17 protein-coding genes are annotated in these 16,169 nt (G+C 70.7%); 8 read left to right on the top strand and 9 right to left on the bottom strand.

Annotated elements, in window-relative coordinates:
• Positions 1–6 precede the first annotated feature (6 nt).
• The gene (gene ppsA, locus ABD893_RS02025) at positions 7–2,388 is read left to right on the top strand and encodes a phosphoenolpyruvate synthase (RefSeq protein WP_345075856.1); all 2,382 of its coding nucleotides are present in this window, start codon (positions 7–9) and stop codon (positions 2,386–2,388) included.
• A 6-nt stretch (positions 2,389–2,394) separates the two neighbouring features.
• Here the strand turns inward: ppsA and ABD893_RS02020 are convergent, their stop codons facing one another.
• Positions 2,395–2,781 carry a cupin domain-containing protein gene (locus ABD893_RS02020; protein ID WP_345075855.1) on the bottom strand — a complete coding sequence of 129 codons (387 nt, stop codon included), beginning with the start codon at positions 2,779–2,781 and terminating at the stop codon, positions 2,395–2,397.
• A gap of 43 nt (positions 2,782–2,824) precedes the next feature.
• Positions 2,825–4,288: a nickel pincer cofactor biosynthesis protein LarC gene (gene larC, locus ABD893_RS02015; protein ID WP_345075854.1), complete on the bottom strand. Its 1,464-nt coding sequence runs from the start codon at positions 4,286–4,288 to the stop codon at positions 2,825–2,827.
• 110 nt (positions 4,289–4,398) lie between these two features.
• On the opposite strand from larC, the gene pabB reads away from it, so the two are divergent.
• Positions 4,399–6,168: an aminodeoxychorismate synthase component I gene (gene pabB / locus ABD893_RS02010; RefSeq protein WP_345075853.1), complete on the top strand. Its 1,770-nt coding sequence runs from the start codon at positions 4,399–4,401 to the stop codon at positions 6,166–6,168.
• Here pabB and ABD893_RS02005 read toward each other — a convergent pair.
• Positions 6,104–6,319, bottom strand: coding sequence for a hypothetical protein (locus tag ABD893_RS02005; protein WP_345075852.1), 216 nt, complete (start codon positions 6,317–6,319; stop codon positions 6,104–6,106). The two genes, pabB and ABD893_RS02005, sit on opposite strands and share 65 nt — an antisense overlap.
• A 281-nt stretch (positions 6,320–6,600) precedes the next feature.
• On the opposite strand from ABD893_RS02005, the gene ABD893_RS02000 reads away from it, so the two are divergent.
• Genes ABD893_RS02000 through ABD893_RS01985 form a run of 4 tightly spaced genes read left to right on the top strand, consistent with a single transcriptional unit; the run spans position 6,601 to position 10,149 of the window.
• Positions 6,601–7,374 carry a hypothetical protein gene (locus ABD893_RS02000; protein ID WP_345075851.1) on the top strand — a complete coding sequence of 258 codons (774 nt, stop codon included), beginning with the start codon at positions 6,601–6,603 and terminating at the stop codon, positions 7,372–7,374.
• On the top strand, positions 7,374–8,819 hold the full coding sequence (locus ABD893_RS01995; protein WP_345075850.1) for a hypothetical protein: 1,446 nt from the start codon (positions 7,374–7,376) through the stop codon (positions 8,817–8,819). Before ABD893_RS02000 ends, ABD893_RS01995 begins: the two co-directional genes overlap by 1 nt.
• Before the next feature lie 23 nt (positions 8,820–8,842).
• The gene (locus ABD893_RS01990; RefSeq protein ID WP_345075849.1) at positions 8,843–9,277 is read left to right on the top strand and encodes a hypothetical protein; all 435 of its coding nucleotides are present in this window, start codon (positions 8,843–8,845) and stop codon (positions 9,275–9,277) included.
• A gap of 29 nt (positions 9,278–9,306) precedes the next feature.
• Positions 9,307–10,149 (top strand): sugar phosphate isomerase/epimerase family protein, encoded by an 843-nt coding sequence (locus ABD893_RS01985; RefSeq protein ID WP_345075848.1) that lies wholly within the window; start codon positions 9,307–9,309, stop codon positions 10,147–10,149.
• Between the two features lie 12 nt (positions 10,150–10,161).
• On the opposite strand, the gene ABD893_RS01980 is transcribed toward ABD893_RS01985, so the two are convergent.
• Both ABD893_RS01980 and ABD893_RS01975 read right to left on the bottom strand, forming a co-directional pair.
• Entirely contained in the window at positions 10,162–11,271 is a 1,110-nt protein-coding gene (locus ABD893_RS01980) for an aldo/keto reductase (protein ID WP_345075847.1), read from the bottom strand.
• Positions 11,268–11,708 carry a hypothetical protein gene (locus ABD893_RS01975; RefSeq protein WP_345075846.1) on the bottom strand — a complete coding sequence of 147 codons (441 nt, stop codon included), beginning with the start codon at positions 11,706–11,708 and terminating at the stop codon, positions 11,268–11,270. The genes ABD893_RS01980 and ABD893_RS01975 overlap by 4 nt, the downstream gene beginning before the upstream one ends.
• A 91-nt stretch (positions 11,709–11,799) precedes the next feature.
• On the opposite strand from ABD893_RS01975, the gene ABD893_RS01970 reads away from it, so the two are divergent.
• On the top strand, positions 11,800–12,480 hold the full coding sequence (locus ABD893_RS01970) for a helix-turn-helix transcriptional regulator (protein WP_345075845.1): 681 nt from the start codon (positions 11,800–11,802) through the stop codon (positions 12,478–12,480).
• A 34-nt stretch (positions 12,481–12,514) separates the two neighbouring features.
• On the opposite strand, the gene ABD893_RS01965 is transcribed toward ABD893_RS01970, so the two are convergent.
• The gene (locus ABD893_RS01965; protein ID WP_345075844.1) at positions 12,515–13,177 is read right to left on the bottom strand and encodes a carbonic anhydrase; all 663 of its coding nucleotides are present in this window, start codon (positions 13,175–13,177) and stop codon (positions 12,515–12,517) included.
• Positions 13,178–13,283: 106 nt separating this feature from the next.
• Positions 13,284–13,712: a VOC family protein gene (locus ABD893_RS01960; protein ID WP_345075843.1), complete on the bottom strand. Its 429-nt coding sequence runs from the start codon at positions 13,710–13,712 to the stop codon at positions 13,284–13,286.
• Between the two features lie 148 nt (positions 13,713–13,860).
• Here ABD893_RS01960 and ABD893_RS01955 point away from each other — a divergent pair, with 148 nt between their 5' ends.
• The gene (locus ABD893_RS01955; protein WP_345075842.1) at positions 13,861–14,094 is read left to right on the top strand and encodes a VOC family protein; all 234 of its coding nucleotides are present in this window, start codon (positions 13,861–13,863) and stop codon (positions 14,092–14,094) included.
• 6 nt (positions 14,095–14,100) lie between these two features.
• On the opposite strand, the gene ABD893_RS01950 is transcribed toward ABD893_RS01955, so the two are convergent.
• A complete protein-coding gene (locus ABD893_RS01950; RefSeq protein WP_345075841.1) occupies positions 14,101–15,063 on the bottom strand; it encodes a phosphotransferase enzyme family protein in 963 nt (320 codons plus the stop codon).
• 69 nt (positions 15,064–15,132) lie between these two features.
• Positions 15,133–16,095 (bottom strand): aldo/keto reductase, encoded by a 963-nt coding sequence (locus tag ABD893_RS01945; RefSeq protein WP_345075840.1) that lies wholly within the window; start codon positions 16,093–16,095, stop codon positions 15,133–15,135.
• Positions 16,096–16,169 lie beyond the last annotated feature (74 nt).

Raw genomic sequence — 16,169 nt, 5'->3', positions numbered from 1 at the left:
CACGCCATGACCCAGAACATCCGCCCGTTCTCCGAGCTCGGCATGAAGGACCTCGAGCAGGTGGGCGGCAAGAACGCCTCCCTCGGCGAGATGGTCTCGAACCTGACCCGCCTCGGGGTGCAGGTGCCGGACGGCTTCGCCACCACGTCGGAGGCGTATCGCGAGTTCCTCGGCGCGACCGGGCTCGCGGAGCGGATCGACCAGCGGCTGCAGGGCCTGGACACCGAGGACACGATCGCGCTCGCCGAGACCGGCCGCGAGATCCGGGAGCTGGTGATCGCCCAGCCATTCCCGGCGAGCCTCGAGGCGGATATCCGCGCCGCCTATGAGCAGCTCGCCGCGGGCAGCGGTGAGGAGGCCTCGTTCGCAGTGCGCTCCTCCGCGACCGCCGAGGATCTGCCGGACGCTTCCTTCGCCGGGCAGCAGGAGACCTTCCTGAACGTGCGCGGCATCGAGGATGTGCTGCTCGCGATCCGCGAGGTGTTCGCCTCCCTGTACAACGACCGCGCGATCGCCTACCGCGTCCACCACGACTTCGAGCACGCCGCGGTGGCGCTCTCGGCCGGGGTGCAGAAGATGGTCCGCTCCGACCTGGGATCCAGCGGCGTCATGTTCACGGTCGACACCGAATCCGGCTTCGACCAGGCCATCTTCATCACCTCCGCGTACGGGCTCGGTGAGGGCGTGGTGCAGGGCGCGGTGAACCCCGACGAGTTCTACGTCTTCAAGCCCGGCCTGCGCGAGGACCGCCCCGCCATCCTCAAGCGCCAGATCGGCGAGAAGGCCACCAAGATGGTCTACACGCAGGACACCACCGTCGGCCGCACCGTGGAATTCATCGAGGTGGACCCCGCCGCGCGCAGCCGGCTCTCGCTCACCGATCAGCAGGTCACCGATCTCGCAAAGCAGGCGCTGATCATCGAGGAGCATTACGGGCGGCCGATGGACATCGAGTGGGGGCTCGATGGGGCCGACGGCTCCCTGTACATCCTGCAGGCCCGTCCCGAGACCGTGCAGTCCCGGGCAGGGAACACCGTGGAGAAGTACCTCCTCGCCTCCCGCGGCCCCGTCCGCGCCGAGGGACGGGCGATCGGCGCGAAGATCGGCGCCGGCCCCGTGAGGGTGCTGGACACCATCGACCGCATGCACGAGTTCCAGCCCGGCGAGGTGCTGGTCGCCGACATGACCGACCCCGACTGGGAACCGATCATGAAGCGCGCGAGCGCCATCGTCACCAATCGCGGCGGCCGCACCTGTCACGCGGCGATCATCGCCCGCGAGCTCGGGATCCCCGCCGTGGTGGGCACCGGCACCGCCACCGCCGAGCTGGCCGACGGCGATGAGGTCACCGTCTCCGCCGCCGAGGGCGACACCGGCTTCGTCTACGAGGGGCTGCTGGACTTCACCATCTCCTCCTCCGAGGTGGACTCGATGCCACCGGTAGGCACGAAGATCATGATGAACGTGGGCAACCCCGAGCAGGCCTTCAGCTTCTCGCGGCTGCCGAACGCCGGGGTGGGCCTGGCCCGCCTGGAGTTCATCATCAACCGCCAGGTCGGCATCCACCCCCGCGCCCTGCTCGAGCTGGACCGGCTCGAGCGCGACGAGCCGGAGATCGCCGCGACGGTGCGCGCCAAGATCGCCGCCTACGACTCCCCGCGGGACTATTTCATCCAGCGCGTGGTCGAGGGGGTGTCGACGATCGCCGCCGCCTTCGCGCCGGAGCCGGTGATCGTGCGGATGAGCGACTTCAAGTCCAATGAGTACGCGAACCTGCTGGCGGGAACGCTGTTCGAGCCGCATGAGGAGAACCCGATGATCGGGTACCGCGGTGCCTCCCGCTACCTCTCGCAGGACTTCGCGGACTGCTTCGCGATGGAATGCGAGGCGCTGCGCTTCGTGCGCGAGGACATGGGCCTGAGCAACGTCAAGGTCATGATCCCCTTCGTGCGCACGCCCGCCGAGGGCAAGGGGGTCATCGACCTGATGGCCACCCACGGCCTGGTGCGAGGCGAGAACGACCTGCAGGTCATCATGATGTGCGAGATCCCCTCGAACGCCGCGACGCCGGAGCTGTTCCTCGAGCACTTCGACGGCTTCTCGATCGGCTCGAACGACATGACCCAGCTGACGCTCGGCCTGGACCGTGACTCGGCGCTGGTCGCCGACGCTTTCGATGAGCGGGATCCGGCGGTGAAGTTCATGCTCTCCCGCGCGATCGAGGCCTGCCGGGCGGCGGGGAAGTACGTGGGGATCTGTGGGCAGGGGCCATCCGACCACCCGGATCTGGCCGAGTGGCTGCTCGAGCAGGGCATCGCCTCGATGTCCCTGAATCCGGACACCGTGGTGGACACCTGGCTGCGGCTCGCGAGCCAGACCAGGGCCTGAGGCGCCTCAGTCGTCCTCGCGCACCCGCAGCAGCTCGCTGGTGTGGGTGCCGGGGGTGCTGTGGCTCTCCGCCCCGGGCACGCTGGTGACCGTGGTCAGCAGGAACACGGTGTCGTCGAGCGCCTCGACCGAATGCCGGTGATGGGTCAGCGCCGCGATGGTGCCGGTGGTGAGGACGACGGTCTCCTCACCGGTGACCTTCACGCTGCCGCGGATCACCTGGATCGAGGCGGCGGGCGGAGAGTTGTGCTCGGCCAGGCGCACGCCCTGCTTCAGGGCGATGACCGTCTGGCGCAAGGGCCCGTCGTTGACCAGCAGTTCTGCGTGACGGCCGTGCTCGGCCCTGCGGGCTTGATCGATGGCCTTGGTGATCGCATCCGACAGGGCTGCCATGGAAACCTCCTGGTGAGCAACGATGGTCCCTGCCCAGTATCCGTCAGCGCGGCGGATCCGTCAGGCCGGTGGCGGATTCTTTTGCCAGGTCGAGCATTGCGCGCTCGCTGACCCCGAGCGTCCGGGCGGCTGCGGCGACATCCCGGAACTCCGGTTCGCGGCGCATCACGGCGCCGTCGGCGTCGCGGGCGACCTTCACCGCGATCCTCTGACCACGCACCTCCACCTCGGTGAACTCGCGGGTGCGGATGGTGCGCTCGACCCGGTGCCGGCGTACGCCCAGACTGCCGGTGCGGTCCATCAGCAGTGCGGACATCTCGGCCTCGGCGCCTTCGCGGACCAGGGCATGGATCGTCACCGCCGGGCGGCCGCGCTTCATCGTGATCGGCGTGTGCCAGGCGTCGAGCGCCCCCTGGTCCAGCAGGTCATCGATCACGCGAGGCCACAGGCGGGGGTCGAGGTCATCGACATTGGCTTCGAGCTGTACAGCGGTAGTGGGGGTGTCGTGCGCGTCGGTGGTGGGGGCGGGCTGGGCTGCGCCGAGGGGGCGGCCCACCAGCACCCGGACCACGTTGGGGCGGCCCGGGGTGTCCTTGGTGCCGGCGCCGACGCCGAGGGCCTCGGTGACCAGCGAGGGCTGCGGCCCGGCAGTGCTCGCGAGGCCGCGCAGCAGCGCGACGCCGGTGGGGGTCGCGAGCTCGCCGATGCCGGGGGCGACTCCTCCCGGGACTCGTCGGCCGCCGTGCTCATGGGGGCCGCCTTGGGCGTGGGCGGGCAGAGTGGCATCGGAGTCGGGGACCTCGACGGCGTGGTCGTGGGGGTGCGGGTGCTCGTGCGGGTGGGGATGGGTGTGGGCGTGGGCGTGGGCGTGGGCGTGGTCGTGGGGGTGCGCGGGAGCGTGGCCGCGGGGTGGGAGCAGCTCGCCGGCGACCGTCGGCCAGCCGAGCGCGAGGCGGGCCACCGCCGGGACCGGCACCGGGATATCGCCGTGGGCGGCGCGGATCCGGCCGGAGCCCACCGCGATCACGCTCGCGGCACCCTGGGAGATGCCGAGCTGGCGCCAGGCGTCGCAGGCGCCGATCACGTCGGCCAGGGAGTCCAGCGCTCCGACCTCGTGGAAGTGGACCTCGTCGGCCGGGACGCCGTGGGTGGTGCCCTCGGCGTCGGCAAGACGCCCGAAGACCGCGAGCGCCAGGTCGATCGTGCGGCCCGGGATGTCGGCGTTCCCGCGGGAACGTTCCAGCAGCTCCCGGATCGAGGCCCAGGTGCGGTGCGGCGGATCCTCGACCAGCACCTCCACATCGATCTTCACAGCGCGCTGCCCGCCGCGGTCCACGGCGGAGCGGACGAAGCGCACCGAGTCCGGGACCAGGGCATCCAGCACCCGCTGGACGCCGTCGAGGTCGGCGCCGGCGTCGATCAGGGCCGCCAGCAGCATGTCGCCGGCGACGCCCGCCGTCGCATCGATGTAGGCCAGGCGGGACGGGGACGGCGAGGGGGACTCCATGGTGACGATGCTAGACCGCTCTGCGGATCAGGCATGATGCCTCCAACACCGCCTGTCCTGTGCCGTGCCCTGTGCCGCGTCCGTCGGCCTCATCCCCGGAGCCGCCCCTCATGACCACCCCCGCCCCTGTCGCCCGCTTCGACGACGTCGCCGCGGGCCGCAGCCTGCAGTTCGGACGGGCTGAGCGGGTGGTCAGCGCGTACCGGCCTGAGGAAGTGCGCGGTGCGCTCGCCGCGGTCCAGGATGCCGTCGTCGGGGGTGCCTGGGCCTTCGGGATGGTGGCCTACGAAGCAGCTGCCGGGCTGGATTCCACTGCCCGCGTGCGGGCGCCGCAGGAGGGCCTGCCGCTGGTCTGGTTCGGGATCACCGACGCCCCCGATGAGCAGGTGCTGCCGCTGACCACGGGGGAGGGGTTCGAGGTCTCGCCCTGGGTGCCGGACTGGTCCGCGGCGGAGCATGCGCAGCGGGTGGAGGCGGTGCGGGCGGCGATCGCGGAGGGCGAGAGCTACCAGACGAACCTCACCACGCGTCTGCGCTCGACCTTCCGCGGGGATGCCTTCGGGCTCTACGGGGAGCTCGCGCACCGTCAGCGCGGTGGGCATCACACCTTCCTGGACCTGGGGCGGTACACCGTGGTCAGCGCGAGCCCGGAATCGTTCCTGCACTGGGAGGACGGCCTGCTGCGCACCGCCCCGATGAAGGGCACCGCGGCCCGCGGCCGGACCCCGGAGGCGGATGCTGCCGGGCGGGAGGCGCTGCTTGCGAGCGAGAAGGACCGCGCCGAGAACGTCATGATCGTCGACCTGCTGCGCAACGACCTCGCCAAGGTATGCGAAGCGGGAAGTGTGCAGGTCACCGAGCTGCTGGCCGCCGAGAAGTACCCCACCGTATGGCAGCTGACCTCGCGGATCCAGGGCCGCATGCGTGAGGAGGTCGGGCTCGTGGAGGTCTTCGAGGCGCTGTTCCCCTGCGGTTCGATCACGGGGGCGCCGAAGCTGTCCACCATGGGCCTCATCGCCGAGCTCGAGGATGCCCCGCGCGGGGCGTACTGCGGGGCGATCGGGTATCTCGCCCCCGGCCCCTCGCCGCGGGCCCGGTTCAGCGTCGCGATCCGCACCGTGGTGATCGATGGGGCCGACGGTTCTGCCGTCTATGGCGCCGGGGGCGGGATCACCTGGGCTTCTACCCCTGCTGCGGAGTACGAGGAGCTGCTGATCAAGGCCGCGGTGCTGCCGACGGGCACGCGAGAGCCGTTCGCACTGCTGGAGACCCTGGCGGTGTTAGATGGCGAGGCGCAGCACCTCGGCGCGCATCTGGAGCGGATGCTGGCGTCAGCGGCACACTTCGGGATCCCGGCGCGGCGTGCGGTGATCGAGGCTGATGCACTCGCGGCTGCAGCGGAGACGGAGGGGGACCTGCTGCTGCGCCTGGCGCTGCGGCGAGACGGATCGCTCGAGGTCAGCTCCCGCCCGCTGACCGCTCCGCCCGGGCCGGTGCGGCTCGTGCTGGACACGGTGCGCACCTCGTTCCCGATCGGACTCAGCGCGCACAAGACCACGGTGCGGGAGCACTTCGCGGCCGCGAAGGCCCGTCATCCGGGCGCGGAGGACGTGGTGCTGCTCGGCGAGCACGGCCGCGCCGTCGAGACCACCAGCGCGACCCTCGCCGCCCGGATCGACGGGCTCTGGTGCACCCCGCCGATGGCCGACGGCTGCCTCGCCGGAGTGGGCCGCCAGCTCGCCCTCGAGCGAGGCGAGCTGGTCGAGCGGCCGCTGAGCGCCGAGGGGGTGCGGGGTGCCGAAGAGCTCGCCGTGCTCAGCTCGGCCCGCGGGTGGCGGCGGGCGGTGCTGGGGGAGGGGTCGGCGCCGGGTCGCGCCTGATCGCCTCGCGGGCATCTGAGGTGATCAGCAGGGCGGCGCTGCCAGCGAGGCCGGCGGCGAGTAGCAGCGCGATCGAGGCATGCCCGTTCCCCGCGAGCGCGGCGAAGGGGCTGTTCAGCAGCGCCGGAGGGGCCAGCTGGACGATGGCCATCAGGGATTGGAAGCGCGTCCTCCCGCATCACCGCCAGCGGGACTCCGATCGTGCGCATCCGGCGAAGCAGCACCCCGTCCGTGATCTGTGAGGGGGCGTAGAACCGGTATCCGCTCACCGGGTCCACGTCCGCCGGGACGAAGACCTGCTCAGCGGCGTAATGGCGCAACGCACTGGCCGTCCATGGGGAGTAGTCCCCATTCCTTACGCCCACACCGCGACATACGCTCCTGACCGGGGCCGCATCGCAGCGCGCCCACGGGCGCCCCGGGAGGCCGAGCATGACAGTCGACGACACGACGGTGGAGCAGCGTCCGCGGATCACCTCGCTGCCCGGGGACGCAAAGCTGGTGCGGATCTCGGAGCCCTCCTGGGCCTGGGTGTGGGCGATCGCCCTCGAAGAGGAGCCGCCGGCCGAGATCACCGAGGAGCAGATCGTCGAGCTCGAGCTCGTGGGACTGCTGGTCGAGGCGCCGGGCGAGGACGACGGTCTGGTGATCGACCCGCACTGGCAGCAGTTCCTGCGGTCCGCGCTGAACTCCCCCGTCGGCATCGAGCTGGTGTGCGTCGACGGCGACCGGGCCTGGACCACCAAGCTCCGCATCGCCGGTCGAGTGGTGGTGATCATCGATCAGTCGCGGGAGGTCACCGCCGATGCGGAGACGATGCAGCTCGGACGACGGGCGGACGCCGTGATCCTCGGCCTGAGCACGATCGAGCACCTCAGCGAGACGTTCGAGGCGCTGGTGCCGCAGCGCCCCGCCTTCACCGCCTCCGATCCCGCCCCGGCGCCGACCAAGCTGGTCGACGCGCCCGCCGTCGCGGAGGTGCAGATGCTCGTGATCGCCTCCCCGGCCCCGGAGCAGACCGTCGTCAGCGGCGGCTCCTGGTACGCCTACGGGCAGGAGGGTGAGCAGCTCGCGGTGCTGGTGGCCGGCGAGGACGGCGCCGAGGCTCGCGAGCTCGACCCCGGCTCCCTCACCTCGGCGATGCGCGCCAAGGTGATCGCCGCGATCGGCCACGTCACCGCCCACTCTGCGGGGAGCGCTGCCTGATGACCTTCTACGGGATGGACACAGCCCAGGTCCTGGGTGAATCCGACGCCCTCGAGCAGGCAGCCCGGCGACTCGAAGAGGTGATGGGCGGGCTGCAGTCGAGCGTGCAGTCCGTGGCGTGGATCGGGCCCGACGCCGAGGCGTTCCGTGAGCAGTGGGATGCCACCTATCGGCAGGGTGAGAGCCTCGTGCTGCCGGGCCTGGGGGAGCGGTCCCGAGAGCTGCAGCAGCACGTCGAGGAGCAGGACCACGCCTCCTCCGCCGAAGGAGGCGGCTGGTTCGAGGACGCGATGGCCTGGCTCCGCGATACCGGCGGGGACATCGTGGACGGTATCCGCGACGGGATCGGCTGGCTCGGGGATCGGATCTCGGACGGCACGGATTGGCTCGGGGATCGGATCTCCGGCGGGATGGACTGGCTCGGGGACCGGGTCCAGGACGGCCGCGATCTGGTCAGCACCGCGATCGACGCGGTCAAGAACTTCGAATGGCCGCGCTTCACCGAGGTGCTGGTCGACGGCGCCACGGGCCTGATCCGCGGGACGGGCGACGTCTTCGAAGCGCTCACCGGCATCGACCTCAAGCTCGCCGATGATGGCACCGGCTACGCCGATGCTCCGGTCGCGGTCACTCCCGAGGCGTCCGGTCTGGTCCCGCCCAGCGACCTTTCCCAGATCATCGCCAACACCAACCAGACCTATGGGTCCAAGGAGACCGGTGAGGTCTCGATGAGCGTGGTCGGCAGTCCACCCACCGGGGTCATCGTGAACATCCCCGGCACCGAGCAGTGGGGGCCGATGGCCGGGGACAACCCCCTGGATCTCACCGGCAATGCCGAGCAGGCCGGTTCGAACGGCTGGTCCGCGGGGTCGCAGGCCACGGCCGACGCCATCGCGCAGCTCTACGCGCAGAACAACATCCCACCGGGCACCCCGCTCATGCTCAACGGCCATTCGCAGGGCGGCATGATCGCCGCCAGCCTCGCCGCGAATGAGGATTTCACCTCGCAGTTCAACGTCACCAACGTGATGACCTACGGCTCCCCGGTGGACAACTACGACGTGCCCGGCGGTGTGAACCAGCTGAACATCCAGCACGGGGGCGACCTGGTGCCGAGGATCGACGCCGAGGGCTCGTACATGGGCCCGGGGGTGCCCGGACCGCATGGCATCCCCCTGCCCGTGCCGATCCCGAACCCCGGAGAACTGCTCGCGAACCAGAACATCGGCTCCGGGAACACCACCACCGTCACCCTGGACAGCCCGAGCTGGAATCCGCTGACCAACCACGGCAGCGCCGAGTACCAGAACTCGGTGCAGACGCAGCTGCAGGACCCGAACTCCCCGCTCTCGCAGTACTCGAACGACCCGAGCCTGCAGCCCTTCCTCACCGGTGATCCCGAGAACGTCCAGCACTACACCTCGGGCGTGCACCGCGAGAACTGACCTCGATGGTGAATGATGGGCCGATGACAGCCAGCGCCATCGGCCGCAGAGGAGTGCTCGTGGGAATCATCGGCAGCCTGCTCACCGCCTGCGGGCTGGGCGGGCGCAGCGACGTCACCGCCGTCCAGGAGGCTCTGCGCGGTGCCGTCCAGGCGCTGCCCGAGCACCTCGACGGAAAAGTGCAGTTCCAGGACTCGACCTCGGCAGGCACCACCATCAGCGGGGTGCTGGTGCTGGCCGGGCGCGATCGCGCGGAGATCGAGCAGTCGCTGCTCATCGTCCTGGAGACGGTGAGCGACACCTATGACCAGCAATCCGGGGTGCGGACGGCCTTCGTGCGGATCGAAGGGCATCCCGAGGGGGATCGCGGGACCCGCGTGGTCGCGGCAGATGTGGTCACCCCGACGTCCGGTGCGAACGTCACCACCGAGGACCTCGCAGCGCACTTCGGGGGCTGAATCCCGCCCCATCGACCACAGGAGACCCCATGACCCGACACCTCGATCCGACCAGGACCCTCGACCCGACCAAGGCTCTGCACACCTGGTCCCTGTTCCGGACCATGGGCCGCTTCGTCGCGCCCGGCTCCGCGCCGTCGGGCGGCCTCACCGAGAACGACGCCGCCGGCGGGCTGGACCTGCTCGAGCTGCCCGGGCAGCTCGCCGCGCACGGGTTCAGCAGCGCCCAGCTGTGCCACTTCTACCTGCCCGGCACCGATCCCGCCTACCTCGCCGAGCTGCGCGATGGGTTCGACACCGCGGGAGTGGACCTCGATTGCTTCCTGGTGGATGACGGGGATCTCGTGCACCCCGAGCAGGGTGAGGAGCAGCAGCGCTGGGTCTCGGGCTGGATCGAGGTGGCCGAGCAGCTGGGCGTGCCGAAGGTGCGGGTCCCTGCAGGGGATCAGGCGCCGACAGCGGAGACGCTCGCGCTCAGCGCCCGCCGTCTGCGGGCCCTCGCCGCGGCGCATCCAAGCATCCGGGTGCTCACCGAGAACTGGAAGTCGCTGCTGGTGGATGCGCCCACCACCCAGTCGCTGATGGACCAGCTCGAGGGCGAGGTCGGCCTGCTGATCGACACCGGCAACTGGGACGGCGAGGACAAATATCAGCAGATCGCGGCCGTCGCCGGCGTCGCGGAGTGCTCGCAGGTCAAGGCCCGCGAATCGGCCCCGGGCGTGCTCGATGCCGAGGACCTCACCCGCTCGCTCGTGACGCTGCGCGAGGCCGGTTACACCGGGCGGCTCTCGCTCGTCTACGCCGGCACGGACGACGACGAATGGGGCCGCCTCGAGCAGATGCACGAGATCGCCCGCACCGTCACCGGCTGACGGGCACCCTGGTCACCACTCCTCGTGCGTGCGGGAGTCCCAGGCGCTCTCCTCACCCAGATCGAGGCTCGCCAGCAGCGCGCGGTCCTCGTCATCCAGACGGACTGCGGCCAGGTCGAGGTTCAGCCGCTGCCGGCCCGCGTCGGAGGAGCGGGGGATCACCACGATCTCCCGGTCCACCGCCCAGCGCAGCGCCACCTGCGCGATGGTGACCTCATGCTTCGCGGCGACCTTGCGGATCGCGAACTGCTCCGAGAGACCCTCGCGGGTGCCGAGCGGTCCCCAGGCCTGGGTGAGGATCCCGTGCTCCCGGTGGAAGGCGTCGGCCTCCTCGTGGGGCCGCGCCGGGGAGAGCTGGATCTGGTTGATCTCGGGCCACTGACCTGTGGCGTCGAAGAGCTCCTGGAGCTGCTCGGGCCGGAAGTTCGAGACGCCGGCGTGAAGCACCAGGCCCTCCTCCCGCAGGTCCAGGAGGGTGCGCCAGGTGTCCACGGCGAGCCCACGGGAGGGGTTCGGCCAGTGGATCAGGGCGATCCCCAACTGTTCCAGCCCCAGCCGGCGCAGCGACTCGAGGATCCCGGTGCGGGCGGCCTCACGGCCGTGGTCGCCGCCGGCCACCTTGGTGGTCACCAGCACCTCGTCGAGATCCACCCCGCTGCGGCGCAGCCCCTCGCCGACGGCCGTCTCGTTGCCGTACTGGGCGGCGGTGTCGAGCAGCCGGTAGCCGGTGCGCAGCGCGGAGGCGATGACGTCGGCCCCGGCCGAGCCCTTGGCGCTTCCGGTGCCGAAGCCGATCAGCGGGATGCTCGCCCCGTCAGCGAACGTGGTGGTGGGAACCTCGGGGGATGCGGGGGTGCTCAAGGGGGCCTCCTGGCCGTTGCTGGTGCCGCGCCGTCGTGCGGCCAGCCTATGCGGCGGCCACGCGCCCGGGGCGGCGGGGAAGGTGGTGGCGTCGAACTCCCGCGGGGTGAGCATCTCCGCCCAGGCCCTGTCCATGCGGCCCGGGGTGGCCCGCAGATGCTCCGTCTGCAGCTCGATCCCGAGTGCCTCGAGGAAGCCGGCGGCGGCGACCTCGGCCGCCGCCAGATCCCGTGAGGTCTCGGCCGCCGCGAGGGCGGTCATGCCGCCGCCTCGACCTGCGGGCGGTCATAGGTCCGGGCGAGCAGCCCGAGGGCGACCGCTGCGACCAGCAGGCCGACATCACGCAGGGCGACGTCGTAGAACCCGGAGTAGGTCAGCAGGTTCACGATGATGCCGGCGAGCCACGCGGCGACCACCCAGGCGGCCAGGCGGGGCCGAAGGGCGACGGCGATCCCGGCGACGATCTCCACCACACCGATGGCATACATCGCCGCCTGCGCGCTGACGGGCAGAAGGACGACGAGCCAGGGTGCGAGATATCCCGGCCAGTCGGTGAGCAGGTTGGTGAACTTGTCCAGCCCCATCAGCAGGGGAAGGACGACGAAACCGATCCGCAGCACCCAGAACGCGGCGAAGCCGGGGTCCTGACGGGCGCGGGTGAGGAAGGACGTCGAGGGGGAGACGGCGAGGAGGGACATGGCGGAACTCCTTCTAGAACCAAATGAATCTATTTTTAGAGTCCTCCCCAGTGCCCTGTTTGTCAAGAAACCTTGGTGTTAGAGTTTTGGCATGGATGCGGAGAGCGAAGCGGGGGCGGACGGCCTGCAGGGTCTGAGCGCGCTCGCGGATCCGGTGCGGCGACAGCTGTATGACGCGATCGCCGCTCAGGACGAGCCGCTAACCCGCGATGATGCCGCCCGAGCGGTGGGGATGGCGCGGAATCTCGCGGCCTATCACCTCGACCGCCTCGTCGAGGCCGGGCTGCTGACCACTACCTATGCCCGCCCGCCCGGTGTCGGCGGGCCCGGGGCGGGGCGGCCTGCCAAGCGGTACCACCGGGTCAGGGAGGAGCGCACGGTCTCCGTGCCTCCGCGCGACTACGAGTTGCTGGCGGACCTGCTCGCGACCGCGATCGACGCGGACGGCAGCGGGGCGCTGCGCGATGCCCTGGTCCGTGCGGCCGAGGCGGAGGGGCGCTCCGCCGGCGCCGGGGACGAGGAGCTCATGGAGGTCCTCGCCGCGCGGGGCTATGAGCCGTCCGTGGACGCGGCAGGGGACATCGTCCTGCGCAACTGCCCTTTCCATCGGCTCAGCCGCACCCACACCGAGCTGGTGTGCTCGCTCAACCAGACGCTGCTGGGCAGCGCGCTGGAGAGCCGGGGAGACGATCCGGCGCGCGCAGAGCTGTGCCCTCAGGAGGGTCGCTGCTGCGTGGTCGTCCGTGCGGAGCCAGTCCTGCGGGACAGCTGATCCGGCGCCGTCGAGGCGAGCCCCGGGGCAGGCCTCAGCGGGCGGTGTCGACCCGGCCCACCCAGGAGATCGGGGAGACCCGGCCCTCCTCGAGCTGGTACTGGCAGCCCACGATGCCGAGCTCGCCGGCGGCGACCGCGTCGGAGATGACCTTCGACTGGCGCATCAGGGCGTTGATCGTCTCGTCGAGATGGCGCCGGCCCACCGCATCCGCATCGATCAGCTCGGGGTCCACGTAGGGGCTGACCTGCTGGGTCGTGAACCATTCCTGCTGGACCGCGGGCTGGATGGCCTCGAGCTCCTTGCGGATCGCTGGGGTGACCTCGCTCGGTGCGGCCGTGGTCTGCTCGATGGCGGCCTTCACCGCGCCGCAGGAGCCGTGCGCGAGCACCACGATCACCGCAACCCCCAGCTCTGCCACGGCGAACTCCATGGTCGCGGTGGTGTTCGCGTTCGCGATCTGGCCGATGTTGCGCACCACGAACAGGTCACCCAGGCCGCAGTCGAACAAGATCTCCGCCGCCACCCGGGAATCCGAGCAGCCGAGGAACGCCGCATTCGGCGCCTGGCTGCCGCGCAGCTCGCTGCGCCTCGCCGCGCTCTGCTGCGGATGGTTCAGGTCCCCGGCCATGAACCGTTCGTTCCCTTCTACCAGTGCATCCCAGGCCTGCTGGACGGAAACGCGGGGAGAAGTCATGAGGGGTCCTTCGAGAGTTGGTGCGCGCCGCACGTCTGCGCGACGAGGTGGGCCGTTCCGGCCCTGCCGCAGAATACTCCCGTGGTCCGCGATGCCGCCGTGGCGTTCAGCTCTCAGGGGTGGAGATGTTCACCTGCCACACGATGCCGAAGCGATCGGTGAACGAGCCGTAGACGTCGCCCCACATCTGCTTCTCCAGCGGCATTGTGACACTGCCGCCCTCGGAGAGCTTCAGATAGGCATTGCGCAGCAGGGTCTCGTCGTCCCCCATCAGCGAGAGGGTGACGTTGTTGCCCTCGATGAAGCCCTCGGGGGACATCCCCTCGATCACGTCGGAGGCATAGAGCCGGATCAGGTCGGTGACCTCGAGGGAGCCGTGCATGATCTTGTCGGCGTTCGGGTCGTCGGCCGGGACACCGCCGAACTCCCCGAAGGTCGCGAACTGGGGAATCGCCCCGAGGGAGCGGCCGTAGAACTCGAAGGCCTCCCGGGCGTTGCCGGCGAAGTTCAGGTAGGGGTGGAGTGCTGCGGGCATCGGGGCCTCCTCGTCGTCGCTCCGGCCCACTGCCGGGCGCTCGTTGTGAGCGTAGACCCAGGGGGCGGTGAGGGGAACAGCCCGCGCGTGCCACCCTCGTGCTCGTCGAGCCCGAGGGCTACGGTGGGACTGCCGCGAGGAGGCCCCGATGACGTATCCCGTGCTCAGCTGCACCGCGATCGATGCGCGAGAGCCACGTGCACTAGCCGACTTCTACTGCGCCCTGCTGGGACTGCATCCGCGGCCAGGCGATGAGCCTCCACCGCCGCCGGCTCCCGACGACACCGACTGGATAGTGCTGCTGGATTCCGAAGATCCCCAGGAACCGTTGTACGTCATGGCAGACCCGGAAGATCATCCGTTCTGCCTGCTCGTGGGGTGAGGTGGATCAGTACAGGCGATCGACCGCCGCCTCCCAGCGACCGTCCTCCTGCGGCGGGATCGCCGCGATACCCATCCACAGCGTGAGCGCCTCGAGCCAGCGTGACTCCAAGGGGCTGAGCGGCCGCACCGTCTCGTAGCCGGCGCGCAGCGCCGCTCGAGCCGGGGCGGGTGTGGGACCCCAGTTGCGGAACAGGGTCGCCAGATAGGTGCTCGCCTGGGCCAGATCCGCCACCCGGTGGTCCCGTCGGACGTCATCGAAGTCCAGGACCGCTGTGATCTGCGCATCGCGCACAAGGAGGTTCGCGGCGCGGAAGTCGCCGTGGATCAGCTGCGGGGAATCCACCGGTGCGGGCAGGCCCGCGAGGAGTTCGGCGAGGTGGGCAGAGGCTGCGGGGGCTCGGCCCGGGTCGCGCTCGGCGAACCAGTCGGCAAGGCGCTCGGGCAGAGGCCGCGGAGGGTCGTGGGGGAGGTCCTGGGCGTCGACGTCACCGAGGGCGGAGTGCACGGTGGCGAGGCAGGCGCCGGCGGCGCGGACGGACCGCAGGTCGGTGACATCGAGCCAGGTCCCGTCGAGCTCGGGCAGCACGGCGAGGGAGAGCGGCACGGAGGGACCGTCGGCCTCGACCCGCACCCTCCCGTCGAGCGCGGCCAGGGGCTCTGCGACCGGGATCCCCTGGGCGGCGAGTCGCGTGAGCAGGCGCGTGCTCGCTGAGAGCTGTGCGAACCGGCCCTCCGCCCGGGAGAACTTCACGACCAGCGGTCCGCGCTCGCCGGTGACCCAGGCGATCGCATTGTGGCCGCTGACGGTCAGGCGCGGCAGGGCCCGCAGGACGAGGCCCCAGTGCTCGGCCAGCACCTCCCCGAGCCAGTGGGCAGCGCCCTCCCGCCCGTCCAGGCCGAAGCGTTCGCGCAGCGCGAGCTCCGCGTCATCGGACTCCCACAGCATGGACAGTCCGGAGCTCAGCATGACGTCACGGTACCGCCGGTTCCCTGCCAGCCACGTTGCTTGACGCCGCGATGGTGATCGCTGCGCGGCCTACCAGGCATACGCCTCGGGGGCCGGGCCGCCCGGGCCGGGGAAGATCTCGTCCAGCGCGGTGAGGTCGTCGTCGCTCAGGGTGATGTCCACGGCGCCGATCGCGGAGTCCAGCTGGTCCAGGGTGCGCGGGCCGATGATCGGACCGAGCACGCCGGGACGGTGCAGGAGCCACGCGAGCGCCGCCTGGCCGGGTGCCAGATCGCGCTCCGAGCAGAAGGCCTCCCAGCGATCGAGCTGCTCGGTGAGGTCCGCGGGGTCGTGACGACGGTCGGCGGTGCCGCGCCGGACGCCCATCTCGGAGCGCCCGCCGAGCTTCCCGCCCGCGAGCGGTGACCAGGCGATGACCCCGAGTCCGTAATGCTCCGCGGCCGGGATCACTTCGAGCTCGATGTCGCGGGTCAGCAGGTTGTAGAGCGACTGCTCGGAGACCAGGCCCAGCGACTGGCGGGCGCGGGCCGCCTCGTTGGCCTGGGCGAGGTGCCAGCCGGCGAAGTTCGAGGAGCCGACGTAGGTGATCTTCCCCTGCGCGACCAGCAGCTCCATCACCTGCCAGATCTCCTCCCAGGGCGCCGTGCGGTCCACGTGGTGCATCTGGTAGAGGTCGATGTGGTCGGTCTGCAGGCGGCGCAGCGAGGCATCGACCGCTCGGCGGATGTTCAGCGCCGAGAGCCCGCGATCGTTCTTCCCGGGGCCCATCTGGCCGAACACCTTGGTGGCGAGCACGATCTCCTCGCGTCGGCCGCGGGAGGCGAGCCAGCGGCCGATGATCTCCTCGGTCCAGCCGCGACGGTCCGCGCCGCCGTAGCCGTTCGCGGTGTCGAAGAACGTCACGCCCGCATCGAGCGCGCGGTCCATGATCGCGAAGGCGTCCTCCTCTGCGGTGTGGGGACCGAAGTTCATGGTGCCGAGGACGAGCCGGGAGACGGTCGCTCCGGTGCGTCCGAGCTGGGAGTACTGCATATCGCTGATCACTCCTCGTCAGGCGGCGTCGCGGGGAGCGCGCGGGAACCGCTGCGGGTAAGCCTATTCCGACA

This window comes from Brachybacterium paraconglomeratum, assembly GCF_039541415.1.
GTDB lineage: Bacteria > Actinomycetota > Actinomycetes > Actinomycetales > Dermabacteraceae > Brachybacterium > Brachybacterium paraconglomeratum_A.
This window is presented reverse-complemented; position numbering and strand designations above follow the sequence as displayed.